Annotated in this window: 11 protein-coding genes; 3 read left to right on the forward strand and 8 right to left on the reverse strand. The window is 69.1% G+C overall.

Annotation, left to right across the window (positions count from 1 at the left end):
- The 4 genes from ACFVAE_RS17665 to ACFVAE_RS17680 all read right to left on the reverse strand — a co-directional run bounded on the left by ACFVAE_RS17665 (window position 1) and on the right by ACFVAE_RS17680 (window position 14,157).
- On the reverse strand, window positions 1-972 hold the full coding sequence (locus ACFVAE_RS17665) for an AAA family ATPase (RefSeq protein ID WP_378895088.1): 972 nt from the start codon (window positions 970-972) through the stop codon (window positions 1-3).
- A gap of 49 nt (window positions 973-1,021) precedes the next feature.
- The gene (locus tag ACFVAE_RS17670; protein WP_378895091.1) at window positions 1,022-7,057 is read right to left on the reverse strand and encodes an Ig-like domain-containing protein; all 6,036 of its coding nucleotides are present in this window, start codon (window positions 7,055-7,057) and stop codon (window positions 1,022-1,024) included.
- 213 nt (window positions 7,058-7,270) lie between these two features.
- Window positions 7,271-13,366 carry an Ig-like domain-containing protein gene (locus ACFVAE_RS17675; RefSeq protein ID WP_378895094.1) on the reverse strand — a complete coding sequence of 2,032 codons (6,096 nt, stop codon included), beginning with the start codon at window positions 13,364-13,366 and terminating at the stop codon, window positions 7,271-7,273.
- Window positions 13,367-13,581: 215 nt separating this feature from the next.
- The gene (locus ACFVAE_RS17680) at window positions 13,582-14,157 is read right to left on the reverse strand and encodes a DNA-3-methyladenine glycosylase I (RefSeq protein WP_378895096.1); all 576 of its coding nucleotides are present in this window, start codon (window positions 14,155-14,157) and stop codon (window positions 13,582-13,584) included.
- Between the two features lie 80 nt (window positions 14,158-14,237).
- Between ACFVAE_RS17680 and ACFVAE_RS17685 the strand changes: the two genes are divergently transcribed.
- Window positions 14,238-15,125 carry a hypothetical protein gene (locus tag ACFVAE_RS17685; protein WP_378895099.1) on the forward strand — a complete coding sequence of 296 codons (888 nt, stop codon included), beginning with the start codon at window positions 14,238-14,240 and terminating at the stop codon, window positions 15,123-15,125.
- A gap of 144 nt (window positions 15,126-15,269) precedes the next feature.
- Here the strand turns inward: ACFVAE_RS17685 and ACFVAE_RS17690 are convergent, their stop codons facing one another.
- The gene (locus ACFVAE_RS17690; RefSeq protein WP_378895102.1) at window positions 15,270-17,327 is read right to left on the reverse strand and encodes an acyl-CoA dehydrogenase; all 2,058 of its coding nucleotides are present in this window, start codon (window positions 17,325-17,327) and stop codon (window positions 15,270-15,272) included.
- Window positions 17,328-17,489: 162 nt separating this feature from the next.
- The gene (locus tag ACFVAE_RS17695) at window positions 17,490-19,298 is read right to left on the reverse strand and encodes an oleate hydratase (RefSeq protein ID WP_378895105.1); all 1,809 of its coding nucleotides are present in this window, start codon (window positions 19,296-19,298) and stop codon (window positions 17,490-17,492) included.
- 145 nt (window positions 19,299-19,443) lie between these two features.
- On the opposite strand from ACFVAE_RS17695, the gene ACFVAE_RS17700 reads away from it, so the two are divergent.
- The gene (locus ACFVAE_RS17700; protein ID WP_378895108.1) at window positions 19,444-19,878 is read left to right on the forward strand and encodes an OsmC family protein; all 435 of its coding nucleotides are present in this window, start codon (window positions 19,444-19,446) and stop codon (window positions 19,876-19,878) included.
- Here the strand turns inward: ACFVAE_RS17700 and recQ are convergent.
- Together recQ and ACFVAE_RS17710 are read right to left on the reverse strand one after the other, a co-directional pair.
- On the reverse strand, window positions 19,862-21,889 hold the full coding sequence (gene recQ / locus ACFVAE_RS17705) for a DNA helicase RecQ (RefSeq protein ID WP_378895111.1): 2,028 nt from the start codon (window positions 21,887-21,889) through the stop codon (window positions 19,862-19,864). The two genes, ACFVAE_RS17700 and recQ, sit on opposite strands and share 17 nt — an antisense overlap.
- A gap of 100 nt (window positions 21,890-21,989) precedes the next feature.
- Complete coding sequence (locus ACFVAE_RS17710) at window positions 21,990-25,022, reverse strand: S8 family peptidase (RefSeq protein WP_378895114.1); 3,033 nt, start codon at window positions 25,020-25,022, stop codon at window positions 21,990-21,992.
- A 131-nt stretch (window positions 25,023-25,153) separates the two neighbouring features.
- Between ACFVAE_RS17710 and ACFVAE_RS17715 the strand changes: the two genes are divergently transcribed.
- A complete protein-coding gene (locus tag ACFVAE_RS17715; RefSeq protein WP_378895117.1) occupies window positions 25,154-25,696 on the forward strand; it encodes an ECF transporter S component in 543 nt (180 codons plus the stop codon).
- Window positions 25,697-25,700 lie beyond the last annotated feature (4 nt).

Here is a 25,700-nt window from a genome sequence, read left to right on the forward strand (position 1 = left end):
TCAGGCCGCCACTCGTGCCTGCGGCGCTGCGACGGCGTCGAGCACGCGGGCGATGACGGTCTCGGTGGTCGTCCCGGCGAACTCCGCCTCGGCGTCGAGCATGAGGCGGTGCTGCCACACCGGACGGATGAGCGCCTTGATGTCGTCGGGCAGCACGTAGTGACGGCCGTGTGCGGCCGCCCACACCTTGGCGATGCGCACCATGGCGATCGCGCCGCGAACGGAGACGCCGAGCTTGGCCGCGGCATCCGTTCGGGTCGCTTCGGCGAGCTCGGCGACGTAGCGCAGCACGGCGGGCTCGACATGGGCGGTGGCCGCGAGGTCGGCCATGTCGGCGACGGCACCGGTGGTGATGATCGCCCCCAGCGCGGCGGCAGGGTTGCGGACGGATGCCCCGGCCAGGATGCTCTCGGTGACCTCGAGCGTCGGGTAGCCGACGGACGTCTTGATCAGGAAGCGGTCGAGCTGCGCCTCGGGCAGCTTGTAGGTGCCGGCCTGCTCGACGGGGTTCTGCGTCGCGATCACGAGGAACGGACGCCCGGTCTCGTGGGTCACGCCGTCGACGGTGACACGCGACTCCTCCATGACCTCGAGCAGAGCCGACTGCGTCTTCGGCGAGGCGCGGTTGATCTCGTCGGCGAGCACGATCGACGCGAAGATCGGTCCGCGGTGGAACTCGAAGCGGTGCTCCTGCTGGTCGTAGATCGTCACACCGGTGACGTCGGAGGGCAGCAGGTCGGGCGTGAACTGGATGCGACTGCTGGTGCCCTGCACGGTGGCGGCGAGCGCCTTCGCGAGGCTGGTCTTGCCCGTGCCGGGTGCGTCCTCCAGCAGCACGTGGCCCTCGGCGAGCATCGCCGACAGCACCAGGCTGACGACCTCGCTCTTGCCCTGCAGGGCCTTGTCGACGTTCTCGACGAGGCGGTGGAAGGTGCCCTGGAACCAGGCCGCCTGTTCGGGGGTCATGCTCATGTGATTCTCGTTCCGTTCGATGCGTGTGTATGAGTGCTGTGGGGGACTGCTACCAGGTCATGGACGTGGCATCGCCCCAGCCGCCGATCCTGACGTGTACCGACTTCCCGGGGAACCCGTAGTAGCACTTCGCGTTCACCTTGCCGTTCGCCGGAACCTTGATGTCGACGCCGCCGCCCCACTCGCCGCCGGGGTCGTTGCAGAACAGCCGGTAGTTGCCCGCGGGGAAGTTCGACACCGAGATCGCCATGTACGCGCACGTGCTCGACCCGCAGTCGCTCCAGGTGCCCGCGGATCCTCGCACCGTCTTCGCGGTCGCCTTCGGCTTGGAGTCGGTCTTGGCCGACGCCGCCGCCGACACGGCGGAGGTCCCGCCCTCGGTGGACGGCTTGGCGATCGCCCTGGCCCTGATCGCGAAGGTCTGGTCGTAGGCGTTGCCCGGTGTCCGCGACCCGGTGAGCGCGACGTTCTCCCAGGCACTCCAGGCGTTGTTGTTGTGCTTGGTGCTGATCTGCACCTGCACGGGCCTGCCGTTGTCGGAGCCGTTGCCGTTCCAACTGAGCTTGACCGACAGGCCTGCGTTGGAGGCGCTCACGGTCGGCGCGTTGGGCGTGCCGTAGGGATGCGCGCTCGCGGAGTTCGACGCGGCGCCGCCGTAGGACGAGCCGCCGACCTTCGCCAGCGCACGCACCTGCACGGTGTACGTCGTGTTCGTCGCCAGGTTCTTGATCGTCCTGCCGTCCCAGTCGCTCTTCCAGGCGCCGCTCGTGCTGGTGCGGTACTGGTAGGTGATCTCACCGGCCTGAGCACCGTTGCGCTGTTCGGCGGTGAGCTTGTTGTAGGTGGCGATGATGCTGTGGTCGCCCGCCTTGGCGGTCAGCCCGGTGGGAGCGTCCGGCGCGGTGACGCCGCGTCGCGCGACCGACTGCTTGCTGTAGTCGCCCCACCCGGCCTTGTTCTTGGCGTGCACGCGGAACGTGTATCCCGTCTCGCTGGTGTTCACGCGCACCGCCTGCGAGGTGGCGCCGGCCGCGATCGGGATGGTCTGCACCGTCGAGCCGCCGTTGATGACCTGCAGTTCGTACCCGGAGATCGCGTCGCCGTTGGCAGCCGGCTTCGACCACCGGACCTCCATCTGCGCCTGGGAGCCCACCGGCTGCAGCTCCGCAGTGGTCGGCTGAGCAGGCGCCGCCGGCTTGCCCGCGGGGACCTCCGGCTGAGACCACGGGCTGAAGGTCGAGGGCTCGGGTGCACGGTTCACGGCCTGCACGCGCACCGTGTAGTTCGCGCCGTTCTCGAGCCCCTCCCACACGAGCGAGTTACCGGTCACGCCGGTCTGCTCCGCCGACCCCACCGGCGGGGCCGGCGAGATCTGCAGGTTGTACTTCTCGACCGGGGATCCCGGCGTGGAGGGCGTGTTCCACGACACCTTCAGCGACTTGTCGCCGAACTTCAGCACCGGTGCCGCCGGAGGATCCGGGCGCGCGTCAGGGCGCGCAGGACCGGATGCAGGGGATGCCGGTCCCTCCCCGACGCGGTTGGTCGCGGTGACCTTGAACGTGTACTCGACGTTGTTGGTCAGCCCGTCCAGGGTGCAGGTCGTCGATGCGCACTTCTTGCTGTAGCTGCTGCCACCGACCGAGGTCACCGTGTACGACTCGATCTCGGCGCCGTTGTTCGCGGCCGGCGACCAGGACAGCACCACCTTGCGGTCCTGCACGCTCGACACCCTCGGCTGCCCCGGGGCATCCGGCGCGCCCTGCACCGTGACGGTGACCGCGCCGTCGACCTCGCGGTCGGCATCCTCGGTGGCATCCTGGATGCGGTAGCGCACGACCAGCACGCCGACGAACTCCTTGCCGGGCGTGATCTCCAGCTTGTCGCCCTTGATCTTCGCCCCGCCGATGCCGCTGTCGACGTTCGCCGCCACGATCTTCAGCGGCGTCTCCGGGAACGGGTTGATGTCGTTCGCCAGCACGGGAACGGTGATCGCCCTGCCCTGATCCGCCTGGTCGACGGTGTCGGGACTCGCCACCGGCAGGCTGCGGGTGGAGGCGGTGACCGTGGCGGTCACTCGGCCGGTGACGGGCTCGGTCGTGCCGTCCGAGATCTTCAGCTCGATGGTCGTGGCGCTGCCCTTGCGCGCCTTGGAGTCGGCCTCGACGAGCAGCTTCGATCCGTCGACCCTGGCCGAAACGCCCTTGTCGCCCTGACCGGTGATCGTGTAGCTGATGCGGCCGGCATCGGACGGATCCGGGTCGGTGGTCAGCGCGGCGAGGTCGAGCACCGTGGCATCCTCACCCGGCGCGACGTCGACCTGGCTGTCCACGAACACCGGCTGCTGGTTGTCGGGCGGCAGCACGTCGATCGGGATCGTCAGCGTCGACTTGCGCCCCTTCGGGTCATCGGGCCCGGCGCCGTCGGTCACCTCGAACGTCAGCGCGTCCTTGCCGAAGTAGTTCTTCTTCGACGTGTACACGAGCGTGTTCTCGTCCTTGATCAGCTCCGCACCGTTCGAGTTGATCGCGCTGACCTTGGCGGCCTCCGTGATGCGCACCTTGCCGGCACCCGCGACGGTGACGTAGTCGGCCAGGGGCAGTTCCTTCGTCTCGCCGCTCTTGACCTCGACCGGCTTGGCCGAGGTCAGCGTCGGGCGCAGCTCGCTCTTCGCGGGGACGAAGATGAACGCGGACGAGGTCAGCTCGTCCTGGTCGGTGACGGTGTAGCGGATCAGCTGGCGCTTCTCCCCCACGGTCACGCGGACCTTGCCGTTCTCGAGCAGCTCCGCGCCCTTCTCCACGTCGACCTTCAGACCGTCGGTGACGCCGTCCGGGTCCTCGTCGTTGGCGAGGATGTCCAGATCGACGTCGAGGCCGTCCTTCACATCCGAGACCAGCACGCGGTCGTCGCGAGCGATCGGGCTCAGCAGCGGCACGTCCTTGTCGACCGTGACGAGGATCGGAGCCGTGGCACGGGCGCCGCGCGAGTCGGTCACCGTGTACTGCAGGGACGTCTCGAGCTCATCGTTCGGCACGTCGACGACCACGCGGTCGCCGGCGGCGCGCGCCTTCAGCCCATCGATCTTCGGGACCTCGACGCCCTTCACCAGCGCGATCTCGTCACCGTCGGGGTCGGAGTCGTTGCCGAGCACAGGCACCGCCACCGACCGGCCAGGGCGCACCGTGACCGCATCCTTCACCGCGTACGGCGCCTGGTTCGCGGTCTCCGGAGGCGCGATGCCGACCCGGACTGTCGCGGTGCCCTCCTTGCCGAGCCGGTCCCGGACCCGGTAGGTGAAGGTGTCCACGCCCGTGGAGTCGTCGAAGGCGTCGTAGACCAGGAAGTTCTGCCCGATCTCGGAGACCTGCCCCTTGGCCGGCGCCGACGCCAGGCCCAGCAGCTCGACCGAGTCCCCGTCCTGATCCACGCCGTCCAGCGGCACGGCGATCATCGTCGACGTGCCTCCGACGGTCCGGGCGGTGAGGTCGCGCGGCCTCGGAGCCGCGTTGGTCTTCGCGTCGACGGCCCTGATCTGCACCGTCACGTAGCCGGCATCCTTCTGGCCCATCGAGTCCACGGCCTCGTACGTGAGGTACGCCGTACCGGCATCCGGGCCCGCGCGGAAGCGAACGGTGTCCTGCGAGACGAACGCCTCACCGACCTCGGGATCGACCAACGGCTCGACGAGGTCGGGCGCGACGTGCAGCGTGTCGCCGTTCGGATGCGTGTCGTTGTCGAGCACGGGGATCGTGACGACGTCGCCCGCGCGGACGACGACCTCGTCGTCGTTCGCGACCGGAGGCAGGATCTTCGACGGCGCGGGCACCGGGACGACGATCACCTCGGCCTCGGCGGAGGCCGAGCCGTTCGAGATCCGGTACTTGATGCGAACCGTCTCGTCGAGTGCGCCCTGGTCGGTGATGCGCAGCGTCTCATGGTTGAGCACCGAGACGGAGATGCCGCTGTGCGGCGGCACGGTCACCGACTGCACCACCAGCACACCGCCACCGGGGTCGGAGTCGTTGGCGAGAACACCGATCAGCGTGTCCTTGCCGCTGGGCAGCAGTGCGACGTCGCGCACCGCGACGGGCGGCTGCTCGCTCTGGTTGTCGTCGAGCACGTCGACTCGCACGATGCCGATCGCGCTCTCGGGTCCGGCGGACGCGAGGTACTGCACGTAGTAGACACCGGGCGTGGACGTCTTGAACGAGAACTTCTCGTTCGCGTAGTCCGGGGACAGGTCGGCGCCGGCCACGTCGTCGACGCGGGTGAGGCGCAGCTGCTCGCGACCGACGCTGGTGTCGTTCGCGAGCGGCGAGACCGTCACCGGCTCACCGGCGCGGGTGATCACGTGGTCGGCGTTGGTCTTGGGCTTGGTCGTGCCCTGCGGCCGCACGTCGATGTACAGCGTTCCGGTCGCCACCTCGCCGAGGGCGTCGGCGACCGTGACCTCGACCTTCTTGCGGCCCTGCAGGCTGGCCACGGCGTGGTACTTCATCTGCCCGTCGGTGGTGAAGTCCACCTCGTCGCCCGCCGAGGGCGTGACCGAGCGCAGGTAGATGTCGTCGCCGTCGGGGTCGATCCAGTCGGGCAGCAGGTTGTAAGAGAGGGTGCCCCCGGTCTCGACGACCAGCTTCGCGGACCGCTTCAGCTTCGGTGCGGCGTTCTTCTTCGGGCCGTGCACCTCGACGCTGACCGTGGCGGTGTCCTTGCCACCTCGGCCGTCGTCGATCTGGTACTCGAATGTCGCCGAGCCCGTCGCATCGTCAGGCACCGTGATCTGCAGGGCGCCGCCGCCCAGCACCGGCCGCACGTCGCCGATCTTGGGCTGCTTGCCCTTCACCGCCGCCACCAGCACGTCCCCGTCGGGATCGTTGTCGTTGTCGGTCACCGGCAGCAGCGTGGTCCCACCGGGGCGCACCCCGTACCGATCGTCCTCGGCCGTCGGAGGGGTGTTCTTCTCGCTGCGCTCCGGGAGGGTCGTCTCGACCGTCTCCTCGGTGGTGTTCTCCTCGTTCTCGGTCTCGCCCTCGGGCGGAGTGAGGATGCTCCAGTCATCGACCTGCTGCAGCGTGTCATCGGCAAGCCAGGCGTCGCCGGTCATGATGTCGTTGAGCACGATGACGTCGCGGTTCACGCGGAAGGTCAGCGAGGTCGCGTTCTTGGCGCCGGGGATCTTCTTGTTCAGATCGGCCGAGTCACCGGCGCAGTCGCGCACGAAGCGCGCCGATCCCGCCCACGCTCCGAAGGTGCACCCGCGCAGCGACACCGGCTCGGCCGGCTTGCCCTGTGCGTCGGTGCTCACCTCGACGGGCGCACCGCCCGCGAGCGGCACATGCACCAGACTCGAGGTGGTCGCCAGAGTCACCGAATCGGATGCCTCGGACGCCTGCTGGAGCTTCGCGCCGTCGGCATCCGCCACCTCGGTGCGGATGCCACCGGGCGTCTCGACGACCCCACCCTCGGGATCGAGCACGACGGGCGTCTGCCCGACGGCGGTGATGGACGGATGCGAGCCCTTCGCGAGCGCACCGATCGAGGCCTTGGTCGTGTCCGTCGCCTCGCCTTGCGGCGATGTGCGCACCGTCACGACCTCGCTGCGCTCTGCGGAGATCGCGTACACGGTGCCGTCCCGGCCGACGGTGACGTCCGCGTTCCTGCCCAGCTTCTCGAGCGGCTCGGCGCCCTTCAGATCGAATCCGGACAGGGCGCGGACCGGCGTCACCCACAGACTGCCCGAGGCACGGTCCAGGATGGCGGTGGCACTGGCTCCGAGGGCGACCTTCGCGTCGCCGGGGATCGACGCGCTGTCGGACAGCGCGACCGTGGACGGATCGATCGCGGTGACGGTGTCGCTGCCCGCATCCACCACCAACACGTTCCGCTCGTCCTGGAGGATGTCGTAGTCGTCGCTGCTGGTGCGCAGCCCGCCGTCGATCACCGTGGACGCATCGTTGAAATGCCCCACCATCAGGCTGGAGGTCTTGGTCAGCCAGACGCCGGCGTCGTTCAGGTCGACCTTCGTCGTCGGCAAGCCGTCATAGGCCACGGCCATCGTGCCGACCGCCAGGACCCCGACCGTCACGGCCGCGGTCGCGGCAAGCGTTTTCGCGCGCGACCTCGCCCAGGCAAAGGCCTTCATAGCGATTCCCCCCCTGGGTGTGGCTGCGGACGCTGTGCGAGTCAGACCGCGTGCCGCGGCCGGAATCGGCACCGGCTCATACTAACCGGACGCCCTGGGATGTGCGGATGGGGAGGACTCCCCATCCGCACCTCTCGGCGCCGCCGGCCGGCGCGACTACGGTCTCGGCCAGTAGTTGGTCTCGGTGTCGACCGACCCGCCCCAGCCGATGATGTCCACCCAGACGTTCAGGCCGTCGCGACCCTGCCAGCAGGGCAGCTCCAGGCTGCCGCTGCCGTCGAAGTTCACCGTGTAGGCGGTGTTGCTGACCTTGCCGGGACCGCTGGGGTATTGCGCCATGCAGTACACCGACTTCGAGCCGAGGTTGGCGTTCTGCCAGTTCACCACGAGCTTGCGGCACCCGTTGACGCACGATCCGTTCGAGGGGACGGAGCCCTGCGTCACCCACACCCGCGGCGGGGGCGGGTCGTTCGTGCGGGCGGAGGCGGAGCCGTCACCGGACCAGCCCCGGGCGTTCTTGACCTGCACGCGGATCGAGTGGCTCTGCGAGTACCCGTTGCCGACGGTCGTCGAGCCGTTCTTCGCAACCGGCTGCCAGCCGCCGCCGTCGATGCTGACGCGCGCGTCGGTGATCGCGGATCCGTTGTCACCGTTCGGGCTCCAGCTGAACGTGATCGAGGTCCCGTTGTTCGTCGCCGAGACGTTCGGCGCCGGCGGGATGCCGTACGGCGTCTTGCTGGCGGACGCTCCGGACGGGTCCGAGATGTAGTTCTTGCCGTCGACGTTCGCGACAGCGCGGATGCGCACGGTGTACGGCGTGCCGTTGTTCGCCGCGATGGTGGAGCCGTTCCAGTTGCTCTGCCAGCCGCCGTTGTTGAGGCTGTACTCGTACCTCATCTCCGACGTGCTGGCGCCGTTCATGTCGTCCGCCGACAGTCTGTACGACGACTCCGTGACCTCGAGCTGCTTGTCGCCGGCGGTCACCGCCGGCGTCCCCGGCGTGCCGGGCTTGATGGCAGCACGGCGCGGCGCGGATGCGTCGCTCCATGGGCCCCAGTCCGACCGGTTCTGCGCGCGCACCTTGTAGGTGTACGCGGTCGTCGAGGTGTCGACGACGACGGCCTGCGACGTGCTGCCGGCCGACACCGGGAGCGTCTGCACGACCTGGGATCCGTTGATCACCTGCAGCTCGTACCCGTCGATCGAGTCGCCGTTGTCGTTCGGCGGCGTCCACGACACCTGCATCTGCGCCCGGTCGCCGACCGCCTCGAGCTCCGCCGTGGTGGGCACGGCTGGCTTGGCCGGCGGGCCGGACGGGATCTCGGGCAGCGAGTCCAGACTCCAGGTCGAGGCCTCGGGTGCGAGGTTGTGCGCCTGGATCCGTGCCGTGTACGACGAACCGTTCTCCAGCCCCGTCCAGACGTAGGAGTTGCCGGTGAGGTTGGTCTGCTGCCCGGAGCCGAGGCCGCCCACGAGCTCCAGCGTGTAGTACTGCACCGGTGAACCCGGCGTCGACGGCGTCACCCAGTTGATCGTCAGCTGCTTGTCGCCGTAGACCAGGGTGGGCGCGGAGGGCGTGTCCGGGCGCGCATCGGGGCGCGCCTCGTCGGAGGACGGCGAGGATTCGGACTCGCCGACCCTGTTGGTCGCCGTCACCTGGAACAGGTACTTCACGTTGTTCGTCAGGCCGTCCAGGGTGCAGGTCGTCGACGTGCACTGCTTCTGGTACGAGTCGCCCTGCACCGAGCGCACCGTGTATCCCGTGATCTGCGCGCCGTTGTTCGCGGGCGGCGACCAGGAGAGCACCACCTTGCGATCCTGCACGCTCGAGATCTTCGGTTTGCCCGGAGCATCCGGCTTGCCCTGCACGGTCAGCACGATCTGGCCGTCGACCTCGCGGTCGGCGTCCTCGGTGATGTCTCCGATCCGGTAGCGGACCACGAGCGTTCCGACGAACTTCGCGTCCGGCGTCACGTCGACCTGGTCGCCGCGCACCGTGATCGAGCCGGATCCGCTCTCCACCTCGGCGCGGATGAGCTTGAGATCGCCCTCGCCGAGGAACGGGTTCACGTCGTTCGCCAGCGGCGAGACGGTGATCTTCTCACCCTGGTTCGTCTCCGGGAAACTGTCGGTGTTCGCCGTCGGGAGCTCCCGTGTGGACGCCGTCACCGCGATGTCGATGGTGCCCTCGACGGGCTCCGTCGTACCGTCCGTGACGCGGACGGTCAACGATGCGCCGGTGCCCTTCTTCGTGTTCGCCGATGCCTCCACCAGCAGCTTCGAGCCGTCCATCCGGGCGGAGATGCCACCGGTCGCACCGCTCACGTACGTGAAACTGTGCTTCCCGGCATCCTTGGGATCCGGATCGTCGACCAGCGGCGCCAGATCGATGGATGCCGCGGGCTCACCCGGCGCGACGTTGAGCTGCGCGTGGGTGAACGTGGGCGGCTGGTTGTCGGGTGGGAGCACCGTGATCGGGATCGACAGCGTCGCCTTGCGGCCCTTCGGGTCGTCCGGCCCGTTGCCGTCGGTGACCTCGAAGTACAGCGCGTCCGGGCCGAAGTAGCGGTCGGCCGAGGTGTAGACGAGCGTCTTGTCGTCCTTGATGAGGTTGGCGCCGTTCGCGTGCGCGGCGGAGACCTTCTCGGCCTCGGTGATCACGACGTGGCCACCGCCCGCGACGGTCACGTACTCGTTCAGCGGAACCTCGACGGTCTTGCCGCTGACGACCTCGATCGAGGCGCCCGCCTTGATCACCGGCGCGAGGTCCTTGAGCGCGGGCACATAGATGAAGGCGGCGTTCGTCTGGTCGTCCTCGTCGGTGATCGAGTAGCGGATCACCTGCGACTCCTCACCGATGGTGACGCGGACCTTGCGGTTCTCCAGGAGCTTGCCGCCGGACTCGACGTCCAGCTTCAGCGCGTCTGTGACGCCGTCGGGGTCCTCGTCGTTCGCGAGCACGTCGACGTCGATCGTCGTCTTGTCCTTCACGTCCTCGGACTTGACCCGGTCGTCGCGGGCGATCGGGAACAGCAGCGGCACGTCCTTGTCGACGGTCACCTGCACGACGGCCGTCGCCTCGGCCCCGCGCTCGTCCACGATCGTGTACCGCAACGAGGTCTCGACCTCCTCGTTCGGAGCCTGCACCAGGATGCGGTCGCCCGAGACGCGGGCATCGAAGCCCTTGACGCCCGGTGCCAGCTTGATGCCCTTCTTCACGAGCGCGATCTCATCGCCCTCGGGGTCGGAGTCGTTCGCCAGCACGGGAACCGCGACCTCACGGCCGGGACGCACCACCACCGAGTCCTTCACCGCGTACGGCGACTGGTTGGACTCCTCGCTGGGGGCGATGCCGACGCGGACGCTCGCGACACCCTCCTTGCCGAGGTGGTCACGCACCTTGTAGGTGAAGGCGTCCACGCCCGTGGAGTCGTCGAACGCGTCGTAGACGAGGTAGTCCTGCTCGACGGTCACCCGCCCCTTCGTCGGGTTGGAGTCCAGCCCGAGCAGCTCGACCGAGTCGCCGTCCTGGTCGATCCCGTCCAGCGGGATCGCGATGTTCGCCGTCGTACCGCTCAGGGTGCGTGCCGTGACATCCCGCGGCCGAGGAGCGGCGTTGCGCTTCTCATCCACGGCGAGGATCTGGATGGTGATGTAGCCGGCGTCGACCTGGCCGTTCGCATCGACCACGTTGTACGTCGCGTAGACCGTCTTGGCCTTCGGCCCGGCGCGGAACCGCACCTTGTCCTGCGAGACGAACGCCTCGCCGTCCTCCGGATCGATGAACGGCTCCACCAGCGCGGATTCCACGTGCATCGTCGCGTCGTTCGGATGCGTGTCGTTGTCGAGCACCGGGATGGTCACCACGTCGCCGGCACGGACCACGGCGGTGTCGTCGTTGGCCACCGGCGGAAGGAGCTTGTCGGGCGCGGGGATCGGGATGACCACCACGTCGCCCTCGGCCGTCTTGGACCCGTTCGAGATGCGGTACTTGATCCGCACCTGCTTGTCCAGGCCGCCCTGGTCGCCGATCCGCAGCGTCTCGTGGTTCAGCACCGAGACCGACACCCCGCTGCCCGGCTCGACCGTCACCGACTGCACGACCAGCATGCCGCCACCCGGATCGGTGTCGTTGTTCAGCACACCGACGAGTGCCTCGCCACCGGTCGGCAGCAGCGCGACGTCGCGCACCGCGATCGGCGCCAGATCCTCGGTGGTCTTCTCCTGCACATCGATGCGCACCAGGCCCGTGGCCGTCGGTACACCCGCGGTCACGAGGTACTGCACGTAATAGACGCCCGGGGAGTTCGACCGGAAGGTGAAGGTCTTGTTCGGGTAGTCGGGGTCGATCGTGGCGCCCTCGACGGTGTCCACCCGGTTCAGCCGCAGCTGCTCGCGGCTGGAGCTCGTGTCGTTCACCAGCGGCGACACCGTCACCTGCGTGCCCACGGTGGTCACCACGTGATCGGCGTTGGTCTTCGGCAGCGTGGAGCCGACCGGACGCACGTCGAGCTGGACGATCCCGTTCGCCAGTTCACCCGAGCCGTCGGCCACCATGACCTGCACCTCGTGCCGGCCCGGAGGGCTGGACACCGCACGGTAGGTGATCTGACCGTCGGTCGTGAAGTCGACCTCGTCACCGGGGGCCGGGACGACATCCTTGAGGTAGACGTCATCGCCGTCCGGATCGATCCAGTCCGGCAGCACGTTGTACGACACCGTGCCACCGGCCTCGACGGCGATGGCGCTCTTGCGCTTCGCCTTCGGAGCGGCGTTCACGCTCCAGTCGTGCACCGTCACCGACACCTTCGCGGTGTCCTTGCCCTTGCGACCGTCGTCGACCTCGTACTCGAAGGTGGCTGCGCCCGAGGCATCCTCCGGAACGGCTATCTGCAGCGCACTGCCGTTGTTGATCGGCTGCACCTCGCCCACCGAGGGCTGCTTGCTCGACAGCGCGGCGACCAGCACGTCGCCGTCGGCATCGGTGTCGTTGTCCAGCACGGGCAGGAACGTCGTGCCGCCGGGGCGCACGCCGAACTCGTCGTCCTCGGCGACCGGCTTGGTGTTCTCCTCGCTGCGCTCGGGGAGCGAGGTCTCCACCGTCTCCTCGGTGGTGTTCTCCTCTTCCTCGGTCTCGCCCTCGGGAGGAGTGATGTCGTTCCAGTTGTCGACCTGCTGGAGGCTCTCGGTGGCGATCCACGCCAGGCCGCCCACGACGTCGTTCAGCACGACGACGTTCCGGTTCACCCGGAACTGCAGGCTCGACGACGGCTTCAGGTTCGGGATCTGCTGCTTGAGATCGTTCGACTTGCCCATGCAGTCCCGCACGAACGCGCCCGAACCGCCCCATGCGCCGTAGGCGCATCCGGCGACCCGCACCGGGGCGGCGGGAACGCCCTGCGCCCTGGTGTTCGTGGCGACGACGTCGCCGCCGTCCAGCGGCACGTCCAGCAGCGCGGACGCGGTGGCCACCGACACGGCGCTCGCAGCGACCGAGGGCTGCTGCAGCACCGCGGTGTCGGCGCCGTCGATCTCGGTCCGGATTCCTCCCGGTGACATCACGACGCCCTGCGCCGCGTCCAGCACCACCGGCGTCTCGCCGACGACGGTGATCGTGGGCTCACTCGATGCCTTCAGCCCGTCCACGCCGGAGGTCCGAGGGTCCTCAGGGTCGCCCTGCGGCGTGACGGGGATCGTGTACACCGCGGAGTCCGCCGGCGACACCGCGTACACGGTGCCGTCCTGCCCGACGGCGATGTCGGCGTTCTTGCCGAGTTCCACGAGGGGCTTGCTGCCCGCGAACTCGAAGTTCGCCATGCGCTGCACGGAGTTGACCCACAGGCCGCCGGAGGCGCGGTCGAGGATCGCGACCGTGTTCTCCGCGAGTGCGACCTTGCTCGAGCCTGGAATCGGCACGGCGTCGTTCAGCGACACGGTCGCCGGGTTCACCGTCGCGAGAGTGGCGTCATCGCGGTTGACGACCGCGATCGTGGCCTCGTCCTGCAGGATGTCGAAGTCCTCGCCCGCGGTGCGCAGACCCGCGTCGAGAAGAGTCGACTCGTTGTTGAAGTGCCCGACCAGCAGGCTGGACGACTTCGTGATCCAGACACCGCCGTCGTTCAACTCGACCTCGGTGGTCGGGTTGCCGTCATAGGCCATCGCCATCGTCGTGATGGCGACGGCACCGGCAGTGACGACTGCGGCGGCGGCCAGCGTCTTCGGGCGTGTTCTGACCCAGGCGAACGCCTTCATTTCCATTCCCCCCTGGAACTGCAGTGAATGCTGCGCGCGGGGGACGGTCGGCTCCGGCCAGTCCGCACCCGCTTATCCTAACCGGGCGCGCCGGATGCGTCGGATGGGGAGAACTACCCATCCGACGCCCCGATCGAGCCGGCCGGAGGCGCTACGGTCGCCCCCGCCCCCAAGACAGGCCCCCGCATGCCGATGCGGCCACGGCATGGCATCGCTCAGGAACGGGCTCGCCAGCACCCCTGCAGATGGTCGTCGACCATGCCGGCGGACTGCATCAGCGCGTACATCGTGGTCGGGCCGACGAAGCGGAATCCGCGTCTGCGCAGCTCTTTGCTGAGCGCGACGGATGCCGGAATCGTCGCGGGCACTTCGGACATGTCGGCGGGCCGTGCCGCGGCGGCGGGCGGGGCGAACGACCACATCAGCTCGTCGAGCTCGCCGTCGGCCATCGCGTCGACGAGGGCGGCGTTGCCGATCGCGGCCTCGATCTTGGCCCGGTTGCGCACGATCCCGGCATCCGTCATCAAGCGCTCGACGTCGTCGTCGCCGAACCGGGCGACGAGGGCCGGATCGAAGCCGGCGAACACCTCGCGGAAGCGCGGGCGCTTGCGCAGGATGGTGATCCAGCTGAGCCCCGCCTGGAAGCCCTCGAGCGACATCTTCTCGAACAGCGCACGATCGCCGTGCAGCGGGACGCCCCATTCCTCGTCGTGGTAGCGCCGGTACTCGTCGTCGTCGCCGACCCAGGCGCAGCGCGCACGCCCGTCTGCCGCGGTGAGGAGGGAAGCCATGGCGACCACGGTATCGGTGACCGCCGACACCCCGCCCCGACGCGACCTCGCTACTGTGGGAGCGGACCGGAGGGGGACCCATGCGAAGCTCATCCATCGTGGCGCGGATCGTGACCGCACTGATCGGCCTGATCGTGACTCCGGTCGCGATCGGGCTCGTCTTCTTCGGCGGCCTGATCTGGCTGCAGCGGCTGGGCACATTCTCGCAGGAGCTGCCGCCGGGGGATCTGCTCACCGTCCGCCTGCTGCTGCAGCTGCTCGGTCTGCTGCTGCTCGCCGGTGTGGTGGTCACAGGAATCTGGAGCTCCGCCGGACTCATCGCCGCCGGAGTGCTCTCGCTGGTGCCGATCGCGGCGGCACTGTTCCCGGCTGTGCTGCTGGAGATCTACCGGGCCGCACCCGAGGCGGTCCGCCCGGCCGTGGACGCCCTCACCTACGGCCACGCCCTGCTCCTCCTGGTCGCGATGGGCGCGGGCGGCATCGCTCTCGCGCTCGCGCGGCGAGCACCCGCCGGCAGCGAGGGCGGCCTCGGCGTCCTCGGTCTCATCCTGGCTCCGCTGCTGCTGGCGCTGAGCGCCTGGCTGCTGCCCACCGGACTCGCGAGCGGGCAGCTCGAGTTCCTGCGCACCTATCGCACCGAGCCGCAGCTGCTCAGCATCCTCGCCGTGCTGGCGGGAGTCGCGCTGCTCGTCGCCGCGGTACTGCTGACGCGCTGGTCGTCGTGGGCCCTGATCCTGCCGGCCGCCCTCCTGCTGCTCGGAACCGTGCCGACGATGGTGCCCGACATGCTGCGGATGCTGCCCCGCGACCTGTACCCGGTCGTCGTGCCGCTCCTCGTGACCGGCGGCGGCGTGGCGATGGCCGTGGTGTTCGTCGTGCACGCCGTCGTCATCGCGAAGGTGCGCCGTTCCGCGGTGCCCCCGGCCTCGGTCGCCGCCGACCCCGCGGCGTATCCCGTGGCCGGCTGACCCGATCGCGTTGAAGGCCGGACCGGCGCACCTGCACGACGCGCGAACGCCCGCACGACCGGAGGGGCGGATGCGTCGTGCATCCGTTCCCCGGCCGTGCGGGCGTTCTCGCGAGGAGGGCGCTCAGCCCTTCACTCCGACTTGCTACGCCCGCTCAGTACCGTGCTTCTGCTGCTTGCGGAGCTCCTTCTCGGAGATCGGAGCCTGCCCCGAGGCCTTCAGCGCGGCATAGTGCGCGCGGGCCTCGTCCTGCCGCTGCTGCTCGATGCCCGAGGCGATCGGCGCCCGCAGGTGCTCGGGCTCATAGCCGAAGGCGTTCACGAGGTCGAGTGCGTAGGGGCGCAGCCGCGCGCAGAGCCGGTCGATGTAGCTCGATACGGCAGCGGCGCGCTGGGTGGACAGGCGTCCGTTGATGAGGTGCCAGGCGAGGTGCTTCTCGATCAGCTGCAGGCCGAACAGATCGCGCAGCCAGGTGAGCACCTTCTTCGTCTCGGCGTCCTCGACCTTGTGCACGGCGTCGGTGAACGCCTCCCACTGCAGCAGCTCGCCGTGCGCGCGGGCGGCCTCGATGAGCTCGGCCTGGTTCTCGTTGAACAGCTTCTCGCCGAGGACCTTGTCCTTGCCGGCGGGGCGAAGGCGGCCGGCGATGTCGGCGACCATCTGCTGCACGCGCTCGGTCAGCAGCTCGTGCTGCTGCTCCTCGCGCAGGCCGAGCCCGACCGAGCGGGCCGTGGAGCCGAGGTCGGCGACGGCCTGCCCCAGCGCGCGCAGCCCGGCGCCGTGGAACACCTTGCCGGCCGTCTGGCCGACCGCGTACTTGGCCAGCGCCGCGGCATCCTTGCCTTTGAACTGCTTGGCGTAGTCGGTGAGCAGACGCTTGCCGACCAGCTGCAACAGGATGTTGTTGTCGCCCTCGAAGGTGACGTAGATGTCGAGGTCAGCGCGCAGGCCGACCAGGCGGTTCTCGAACATGAACCCGGCACCGCCGCAGGCCTCGCGGGCCTCCTGCAGCGTGTCCAGCGCATGCCAGGTCGACAGCGGCTTGAGCGCGGCGGCCAGGGTCTCGAGGTCTTCGCGGTCGGTCGGGGTGTCGGTGCGACCAGAGAACACTCCGTCGAACTTCTGCAGGAACTCGTCGTGCGCGAAGATCTGCGCATAGGTGGTGGCCAGGCGGGGCAGCAGACGGCGCTGGTGCTTGCCGTAGTCGAGCAGCACGACCTCCTGCCCGTCGGCGCCGTCGAACTGGCGGCGCTGCGTGGCGTAGGTGATCGCGATCTTCAGTCCGAGGGCGGATGCCCACGACGAGGCGCCGTCGAGCGAGACGCGGCCCTGCACCAGGGTGCCGAGCATGGTGAAGAAGCGACGACCAGGGCTGTCGATCGAGCTGGTGTAGGTGCCGTCCGCGGCGACGTCGCCGTACTTGTTCAGCAGGTTGGTGCGCGGGATGCGCACGTGGTCGAAGCTGAGCCGGCCGTTGTCGATGCCGTTCAGGCCGCCCTTGAGGCCGTCGTCCTCGCGACCGATTCCGGGCAGGTCGACGCCGTCCTCGCCGCGCAGCGGCACGTAGAAGCAGTGCACGCCGTGGTTCACGCCATTGGTGATCAGCTGCGCGAACACGGTCGCCGCGATGCCGTGCAGGGCCGCGTTGCCGAGGAACTCCTTCGTCGCCGCGCGGAACGGCGTGTTGATGACGAACTCCTCGGTCTCGGGGTCGTACGTCGCCGTTGTGCCGACGGCCGCGACATCCGATCCGTGCCCGATCTCGGTCATCGCGAAGGCGCCGGGGATGGAGAGGTCCATGATGCCGGGCAGCCACTTCCTGTGGTGCTCGGCGGTGCCGAGCTGCAGCACGGCCGAGCCGAACAGTCCCCACTGCACGCCCGACTTGATCTGCAGGCTGGGGTCGGCGGCGACCAGCTCCTCGAAGCCGGCGATGTTGGCGCCGTTGTTCTCCGCACCGCCGAACTCCTTCGGGAACGCGCGGTGCACCGCCTTGTTCTCCACCAGCAGGTGCATCTGGGTGAGCACGCGCTCGCGGTGCTCGTCCTTGCCGAGTGAGTCGTCGCGCCAGAACGCCGAGTCCTTGATCAGCTCGCGGGACTCGCGGCGGGTGTCGGCCCACGAGCCCATGAGCAGTTCGTTCAGACGATCGACATCGAGCTGCGGGGCGGGTGTGGTGGAGCGGACGGCGGCGTCGACCATGGGGAATCCTCTCGAGAGGGAGTCTGGGGTTGCTTCGATGGTAGGTCTACGACAACACTCGTGGAACTCCACTGTGGAACATCCCCAATCGGATGCCGCGACCGTCTCCCCCGGCGTTGTCGTGACCCCACACCCAGCCGCGCTCGCGCGGCCGCGCCGCCCTCACTCGATCGCGTCGTCCGCCCGCTCGCGGCGGCGCGTGCTGCCGTGCTCGGGGATGATCCCGAAGTCCGTGAGCAGCTCGCCGATCTGCGTGCCGTCCAGCTTGGCGAACAGCCGGTTCCGCAGGATGGCGGGCCCGGGCAGGCTCACGTCGGCGCCGTCCCTCATCCGGCTCGTCGCGTTCAGCAGCGACCGGATGTCGTAGGTGGAGCCGAACACCTCCGGCACCCCGCGCTCCACACCGAGCAGTCGATAGGCCGCCTCCATCCCGGTGCGCACCGAGTACTCGGTGGTGAAGATGCAGTCGCGGGTGGTCTCGGCGAACTGGCCGATGAACGCGAAGTTCTGCGCTCCCTCGGGCACCACGTCGGGCCGGTCCCCCGCCTTGCGCGGCATGAAGAACGACGTCACGTACGGCATCATCACCGGCACGGCCGTGGCGGCGTCGCGCGCGAGCTCGTCGATCTGATCGACCGGAACACCCAGGTGGTACAGCCACTCGCGGGTGATCTCCTCGCCTGTGGACTCCTGCAGTGTCTTGCCGGTGTAGTCGCCGGGCACGTCCACGAACAGGCCGTACACCCAGACCACGATCTGGTCGGCCGGCTGGTTCTTGAAGTGCGGCTGCCGGTTGACCGTCCAGCTCATCAGCCACGACGAATCGCGCGCCGTGACGATGCCGCCGGTGACGACCTTGCCGCTGAAGGGGTCGCGCTTGGCGATCCGCTCGATGTACTCCGGGATGCGGCGGTCCAGTGTGGTCACCGTCGCCGACTCCCACTTGGTCTTCTCGATGTCGCCGCTGAACACCTCCGGCCGCCCGAACGACGGGTCCTTCGCTGCGATGCTCTGCCACAGCGCCCAGCCGGCCGCCGGCGAGGCATCCACCTTCGCGGCCGTGTGCTGGTCGCCCTCATCCGAGTTCTCGGTGAGGCCGCCGATCGTGGCGAGAACGAGATCGTCGGGGCCCAGATCGACGCCGCCCTCCTCGCCGTCGCGGATCCAGTGGATGCGGGTGGCCCTCTTCGACTCCGCCGTGATCTCGAAGTCGATGTCGGTCACCTGCGTGTCGAAGTGGAAGGTCACGCCCTGATCGAGCAGCCAGCGGTACATCGGCAGCACCAGCGACTCGTACTGGTTGTACTTCGTGAACTTCAGCGCGGACAGGTCGGGCAGTCCGCCGATGTGGTGCACGAACCGGTGCAGATACAGCTTCATCTCGAGCGCCGAGTGCCACTCCTCGAACGCGAACATCGTGCGCCAGTACAGCCAGAAGTTGCTCTTCAGGAACTCGTCCGAGAACACCTCGTCGATCCGCTTGTCCTCCATCTCCTCGCGGGTCGCGAGGAAGACGTGCAGCACCTCGCGCTGCGCCTTCTCGCTGAGCGCGAAGCGGTTCTGCGTACCGGCGTCCTGCCCCTGCTTCTCGGTGACGCGGCACAGCGAGAAGTTGGGATCGTCCTTGTTCAGCCAATAGAACTCGTCGAGCACGCTGGCGCCGTCGATCTCGAGCGAGGGAACAGTGCGGAAGGCGTCCCACAGGCACTCCATGTGGTCTTCCATCTCGCGTCCGCCGCGGATCACGAAGCCCTTCTTCGGCCTGCGGATGCCGTCCAGCGCACCACCGGGAAGGGGCAGCCGCTCCAGGATCGTGATCCGGTCGCCACTGAGCTGTCCGTCCCGGATCATGAACAGCGCGGACGACATCGATGCCAGGCCCGCGCCCACGTACCAGGCCGATTTCCGATCGACCCCCTCGGGCTTGCGCGGTCGCGCGAACGCCTCATAGTTCCCCGTGCTGTAGTACATGCCTCGCCCCTCTCGAAGATGAATACGTGCCGAACCTAACGCGGCACGGCGGAAATGACCAGGGACGCCGACCGGACTTTTCCCGGCTCCGGTGTGCGGGCGGACGAGCGGCCTCTTCCGCACCCGGTCCACATACAGTGGGATCATGGTGGTCAGGTACCGGACGGAAGCGATCAACGACGCGGAAGGGCACAGCTGGGTTCCGGGAGGACTGGATGTCGCGGTCGCCTCACCACTCGCGGACGATGTCGATCCGACGGCGAGCAACCCCGAGCAGCTGCTGGCGCTCGCATGGGCGACCTGCCTGAACGGCACCGCCCAGGTGCTGGTGCTGGAGCAGGTCCGCACCTCTGTGCGGGTGGAGGTCGAGCTGCATCCTGCCGAGCCCGGCCCCGGCTATGAGTTCCACGTCGACGCGTTCCTGTCGGCCGAGGGGTACTCGTCCGAGCAGACGGCCGACCTGGTCGAGCGCGCACACGCCCGCTGCCCTGTCTCGAAGCTGCTGCGGGCGTCGGCCACCGTGCACGTGCACGGTGAGGAGTACGCGACGGAGGCGGTGCCGCTCAGTTCGCGGCGATGACCTCGAGCACGGCCTCGCCGTAGGCGTCGCGCTTCTTGGCACCGATGCCGGTGATGCCGTCGAGCGCCGAGGCGGACGCCGGACGGTGCTCGGCCAATGCGCGCAGCGTGGCGTCGCCGAACACGATGTACGCCGGTACGCCCTGCTCGCGCGCGGTCTCGGCGCGCCAGGCGCGCAGCGCCTCGAACAGCGGCCGATCCCCCGCATCCAGCGAATCGGATGCCGCGGACTTGCGTGTCTTCGTGACGGAGACGCGCCCGATCGTGTCCTTGCGCAGCGGCACCGGCGTCTCGCCGCGCAGCACGCCGGCGGCCGCCTCCCCCGGCGCGAGGGTGCCGTACTCACCCTGCGCGACGAGGATGCCGCGCGCCAGCAGCTGCCGCACGACGCTGCGCCAGTCCTGCTCGGACAGATCGGCGCCGATGCCGTAGGTCGCGATCTTCTCGTGCCCGAGCTTGCGGATGCGCTCGGTGGACGAGCCGCGCAGGATGTCGATCAGCTGTCCGGCGCCGAAGGCCTGATTGCGCTCACGCTTGAGCCGCACGATCGTGGAGAGCAGCTTCTGCGCGGGGATCAGGCCGTCGAAGGTCTCGGGCGCCTCGAGGCAGGTGTCGCAGTTGCCGCACGGCTGCGAGTCCTGGCCGAAATAGCCGAGCAGATTCTGCCGGCGGCACTGCACCGTCTCGCACAGGGCGAGCATCGCGTCGAGGTGCTGGCCCATGCGCATCTTGAAGGTGCGGTCACCGGGGCTCTGGTCGATGAGGCGACGCTGCTGCACGACGTCACCGAGGCCGTACGCCATCCAGGCCACCGACGGCTCGCCGTCACGGCCGGCGCGACCGGTCTCCTGGTAGTAGCCCTCGACGGACTTCGGCAGGTCGATGTGCGCCACGAACCGGACATCCGGCTTGTCGATGCCCATGCCGAAGGCGATCGTCGCGACCATCACCACGCCCTCTTCCCGGAGGAAGCGCGCCTGGTTCGCCGCGCGCACCTCGGCCGATAGGCCCGCGTGGTACGGCAGCGCGTCGAAGCCCTGCGCGACCAGATGGTCGGCGGTCTGCTCGACCGACTTGCGGCTGAGGGCGTAGACGATGCCGGACACCGGGCCTCCGGTCCCGGAGCCCGACGAAGGGTCAGCCATCGTCCGGATGAACGCGACCAGCTGCTTGCGCGGGTCGACCTTCGGCACGATCCGGTACTGGATGTTGGGGCGGTCGAAGCTCGCGACGAAGTGCTTCGCACCGTCGAGGTGCAGTCGCTCGGTGATCTCCTGATGCGTCGCGCGGGTCGCCGTCGCGGTGAGCGCCATACGCGGAACCCCGGGGAACCGCTCGCCCAGGTCGCCCAGCGCCAGGTAGTCGGGCCGGAAGTCGTGGCCCCACTGCGACACGCAGTGCGCCTCGTCGATCGCGATGACGCTGAGGGTGCCGCGCTGCAGCAGCGCCGTGGTCTGCGGGCTGGACAGGCGCTCGGGCGCGACGTAGATGAGGTCGAGCTCGCCGGCGAGATAATCGCGCTCGACAGCGCGGCGCTCGTCGAGCGACTGTGTGGAGTTGAGGTACGCGGCCCTCACGCCGTTGGCGCGCAGGGCGTCGACCTGATCGTGCATCAGCGCGATGAGCGGGCTGATCACCAGTCCGGTGCCCTCGCGCACCAGCGCCGGCACCTGATAGGTGATCGACTTGCCGCCGCCGGTGGGCATCAGCACCACGGCGTCGCCGCCGGCGACGACCTGATCGACGATCGCCGCCTGATCGCCGCGGAACGCGTCGTAGCCGAACACCGTGCGCAATGCCTCGAGCGGCGTCGGGTAGCGGCTCGGCGCGGGGCGGCCCTGCGCCGGAGCGGATGCCGGCGGAGCCGAGGCGATGGGCGTCATCGGCCCCTGACCCCAGTCGAGCGGCGGCTCGTAGCCGTCCTCCGGCGGGATCCAGTCGAGGTCCTCAGGTTCCCCCCACGGCTCGTCCGGGTACGGCGGCTCGTCGTACGAGGGCGTGTGCTGCGGCATCCCTCCAGGGTAACGACCGTCGCCGACGCCGGCCGCGTTCTCCACCGGCCGGGCACGCAGAAGGCCGGGACCCCGCAGGACCCCGGCCTTCCGTGAGACGCTACTTCGCGTCGACGGTCACGACCGTCCGCACCGCGGAGTCGCCGTACTGCACGACGCCGAGGTACTTCCCGGCGTCGAGCCCCGACCAGCTGAGGTCGTAGCTCGTCGCCTGGCCACGCATCGCGACGATCGGGTTCGGAGTCGCGGTGAGCGAGCCCTCCCCAGCCTTCTGCACGTTGGCGTAGGTCATGTCCCAGGTCATCGGGTCAGTCGTGCTGTAGATGTTCGCGACCACCAGATAGGTGCCCGCGGTCGGCCCGTCCACCGTGACCCGCTCGTCCGCCGAGCCGGTCGCCGACTGCCACTTCTCGTAGTAACGAAGGTCGGTCGGCGACACCACGCGGTACACCGTCAGGTCGAGGTCGCTGCCCGAGTCGTCCGACGAGTCGAGGTCGAAGCGCGAGAGCGCGGTGCCCTCGGGCACGTCCACGACCCAGCTGACGTCCTTGTTCTCGTCGCCGGACTTCTCGTCGCCGCTGTGACCGGCGACAGGGTTGGCGTCGTCGACCAGCATCGTGAACGGTGCAAGACCGCTGAGGTTCAGCGGCAGCTCGCCGTTGACGCCGGGCGTGACGTCGACGGTGGTCTTGCCGTCGACGCCGGTGCCCGTGGCCTCGGTCGGAGCATCCGCCGTGACGGGGAACACCGCCAGCGGCGAGCGCACCGTGTTCGCGGTGCTCTTCCAGGTCAGCGAGCCGGTGGCCCACTTCTCGACCGGGGCGGACCGGTTGTCGAACGTGACCGTGAACGTCTTCGACTCGCCGGCCTTCGAGAAGTCCAGCGTCGAGGGCGAGACGGTCACGTTCACGCCGGGGATCGATGCCTGGGCGGTGTAGCTGCCCGCGGCGGTCGCGGTCACCGTTCGGGTGACGGTCTGCTCGCTGGCCAGGGTGCCGATCGAGATCGACGCCAGGTTCAGATCGCTGCCGTCGATCGGATCGATGCCGTCGAAGGCCGCGAGGCCCTTGCCCTCGAGGAAGGCCGCCCAGTCCGCCGTGCCGTTCAGGTACAGCAGGCCCGGGTTCAGGTAGCGCTTCGGGTCGACGTGACCCGCGCCCTGCTGGAACGGGTCGGAGTTGGTCGAGCCGTCGGCGTTCACCGTGTCGTACGCCGTGGTCATCAGCGCGGACTTGACCTCTGCCGGGGTCGCATTCGGGTGCTCACCGAGGTAGAGCGCGCCCAGGCCGGCGACGTGCGGCGAGGCCATCGAGGTGCCGGACATGATGCCGAAGGTGGGCTGCTGCTTCGCGCGGTTGTTCGTCGCGGCGAGGATCGCCACACCGGGAGCCGCCACGTCGGGCTTCATCACGTCGGAGCCGTCGGCGAGCATCGGGCCGCGGCTCGAGAACCCTGCGATCTGCGGGACCGGGGTGGTCTTGCCGGTGACGTTCTCCCCGATCAGCGTGATCGGCTTGTCCGCCCCGCTGCGCGCGTAGGTCACGACGGCGTCGTGGTACGCGGCGGCCAGGTGCACGGTCGGCACCGAGTGGAAGTCGTTGTCGAGCGAGTCGGCGGCGCCCGGGACGTTCACCAGGACCATGCCGATGCCCCCGGCATCCTTCACGACCTGCGACTTCTCGGCACGGGCGTTCTCGCCGCGGTCGCAGACCACGATGTGTCCGGTGACCTTGGCCGCGTCGAGTGTGCCCGGCAGACAGAGGTTCGCCTTGTCGCCCGCCGCCGCGTCGGCGGCGTAGATCGACGGCCCGGTGACCTTCGTGCCGAACGGCACGCTCACCGAGGCGCCGGCCTGCTGGAAGCCCTCGAACTCGACGGTGCCCTCCCAGGTCGGGATGGTGGATGCCGCGACGGTCGTGTACCACGGCGAGGCGTGGTCGGCCGTGGACGAGTCCGGTCCGCTGTTGCCCGCGCTGACCGAGACGAACACGCCGGCGGCGGCCGCGTTGAAGAACGAGATGTCGTCGGGGCCGAGCGTGGTGGTGGCCGCGCCGCCGCCGATCGAGTAGTTGATGACGTCGACGCCGTCGGAGACCGCGGCGTCGATCGCACCGAGCAGGTCGCTCAGCGCGCAGATGTCGTCGTCGGTGGCGGCGGGGTCGGGTCCGTCGTAGCAGGCCTTGTAGGCGGCGACCTTCGCGGCAGGGGCGACACCGGAGACGGTGCCGAAGTCGACACCCTCCACGGAGGCCTTCACGCCGAAGCTGCCGGCCGCAGTGCTCGCCGTGTGCGAGCCGTGGCCGGCACCGTCACGCGGGGACAGCACGTCGGACGAGAAGTCGAAGCCGGCCGCCTGAGCCCCCTTGTAGAAGTACTGTCCGCCGACGAGCTTGGTCGAATAGGACTTCTTGTCCCACTCCTGCCCCTGCACGATCTTGCTGCGGAACGTGGCGCCGTCCGACTTGTCGTAATAGATGTAGGTGCCGTCGGAGTAGGGCTGGTCGCCGGACTGCTTCTGCTTCTTCAGCTGCTCGCCGGCGAAGGACGGGTGCTCGGGGGCGATTCCGGTGTCGACGACACCCACCACGATGCCCTTGCCGGCGTCCTGCAGACCACCGAGCTGGTCCCACACGCCGCCCGAACCGTCCTTGTCGGCACCGAGGCCGAGGAAGTCGGTCGAGGACACGGCGTCGGGATGCCGGATCTCGTCGGGGAACACGCCCAGGACGTCCTTCGACGCCTGCAGCTTGCCCACCTGCGCACCGGTGAGGTCGGCGCTGAAGCCGTTCAGCGTGACCTGATAGGTCTGGTCGGGGGCGACCCCGGCATCCTTGGCGAGCTTGCGCTGCTCGTTCTCGAGGTGCGCGGCGTACTTCTTCGAGTTCTCGGAGCGCGCGTCGAGCTGCTTGCCCTTGGCGGGCTTGGTGGCCTTGAAGCCCTTGGTCTCGCCGGTGTACGTGGCGAGGGGATCCGCCTTCATCACGACGATGTAATGCCCGGGCGTCCCGTCGACGGGGGTAGGTGCTGTCACCTCCTCTCCTGTCGCTGCGATTCCTGCTGTCGCTGTCGAGGCGATGAACATCGCGGCGAGGGTGCCCGCGGCGGTGAACATCCGGAGGGGAGTTGTTCTCATGGGGAGTTGTTCCGATCGTTCCGGCCCGGCAGCAGTGCCGCGCCTGCCCTCAACATAGCCCGGGGCGCGGATGCCGTCGGCTACGCCCCGCCCGGACCGGGTGAGCGCTGTCCGGCCGGTAAACTGGAGGGATGGCCACCCGACCGGCGCTGAGCACACGCACTCTGCTCGTGTGCGCGGCGATCGGTGTCGCCACCGGCATCCTCGGCGGGATCGCCGGGTGGGTCACACCCGTCGTCATCCCCACCCTGCCGATGATCTACGGGCTCGTCCTCGGGGTGCACGTGCTGCCGGGGATCATCGCGCAGGAGGTGCTGCGCCTGCCCCTGGTGGCACTGATGACGCATGTGATCGCGGCGCTGATCTCGAGTGCCTTCAACCCGGCATGGGCGATGCGCTTCATCGGCACGGCGCTGCTGTTCGGCGCGATCCAGGAGGGCGTCGCCGCCCTCACCCGGTACCGCGCCTGGGGCGCCTGGCGGTTCTTCATCTCGGCCGTGATCATCGGTGCGATCGTGGCCGTCGTGGTGTGGTTCGTCGTCGACATGGCCGCGCTCGACCTGTGGGTGCGGATCGTCTACCTGATCGTCGCGGTGCTGGGCCCCGTGGCCTGGACCGCGGTGGGACTCGCGATCGGGAACTCGCTGCGCAAGGCGGGCGTCGCTGCGCGCTGATCCG

Source organism: Microbacterium sp. NPDC057659 (genome assembly GCF_042799915.1).
GTDB lineage: Bacteria > Actinomycetota > Actinomycetes > Actinomycetales > Microbacteriaceae > Microbacterium.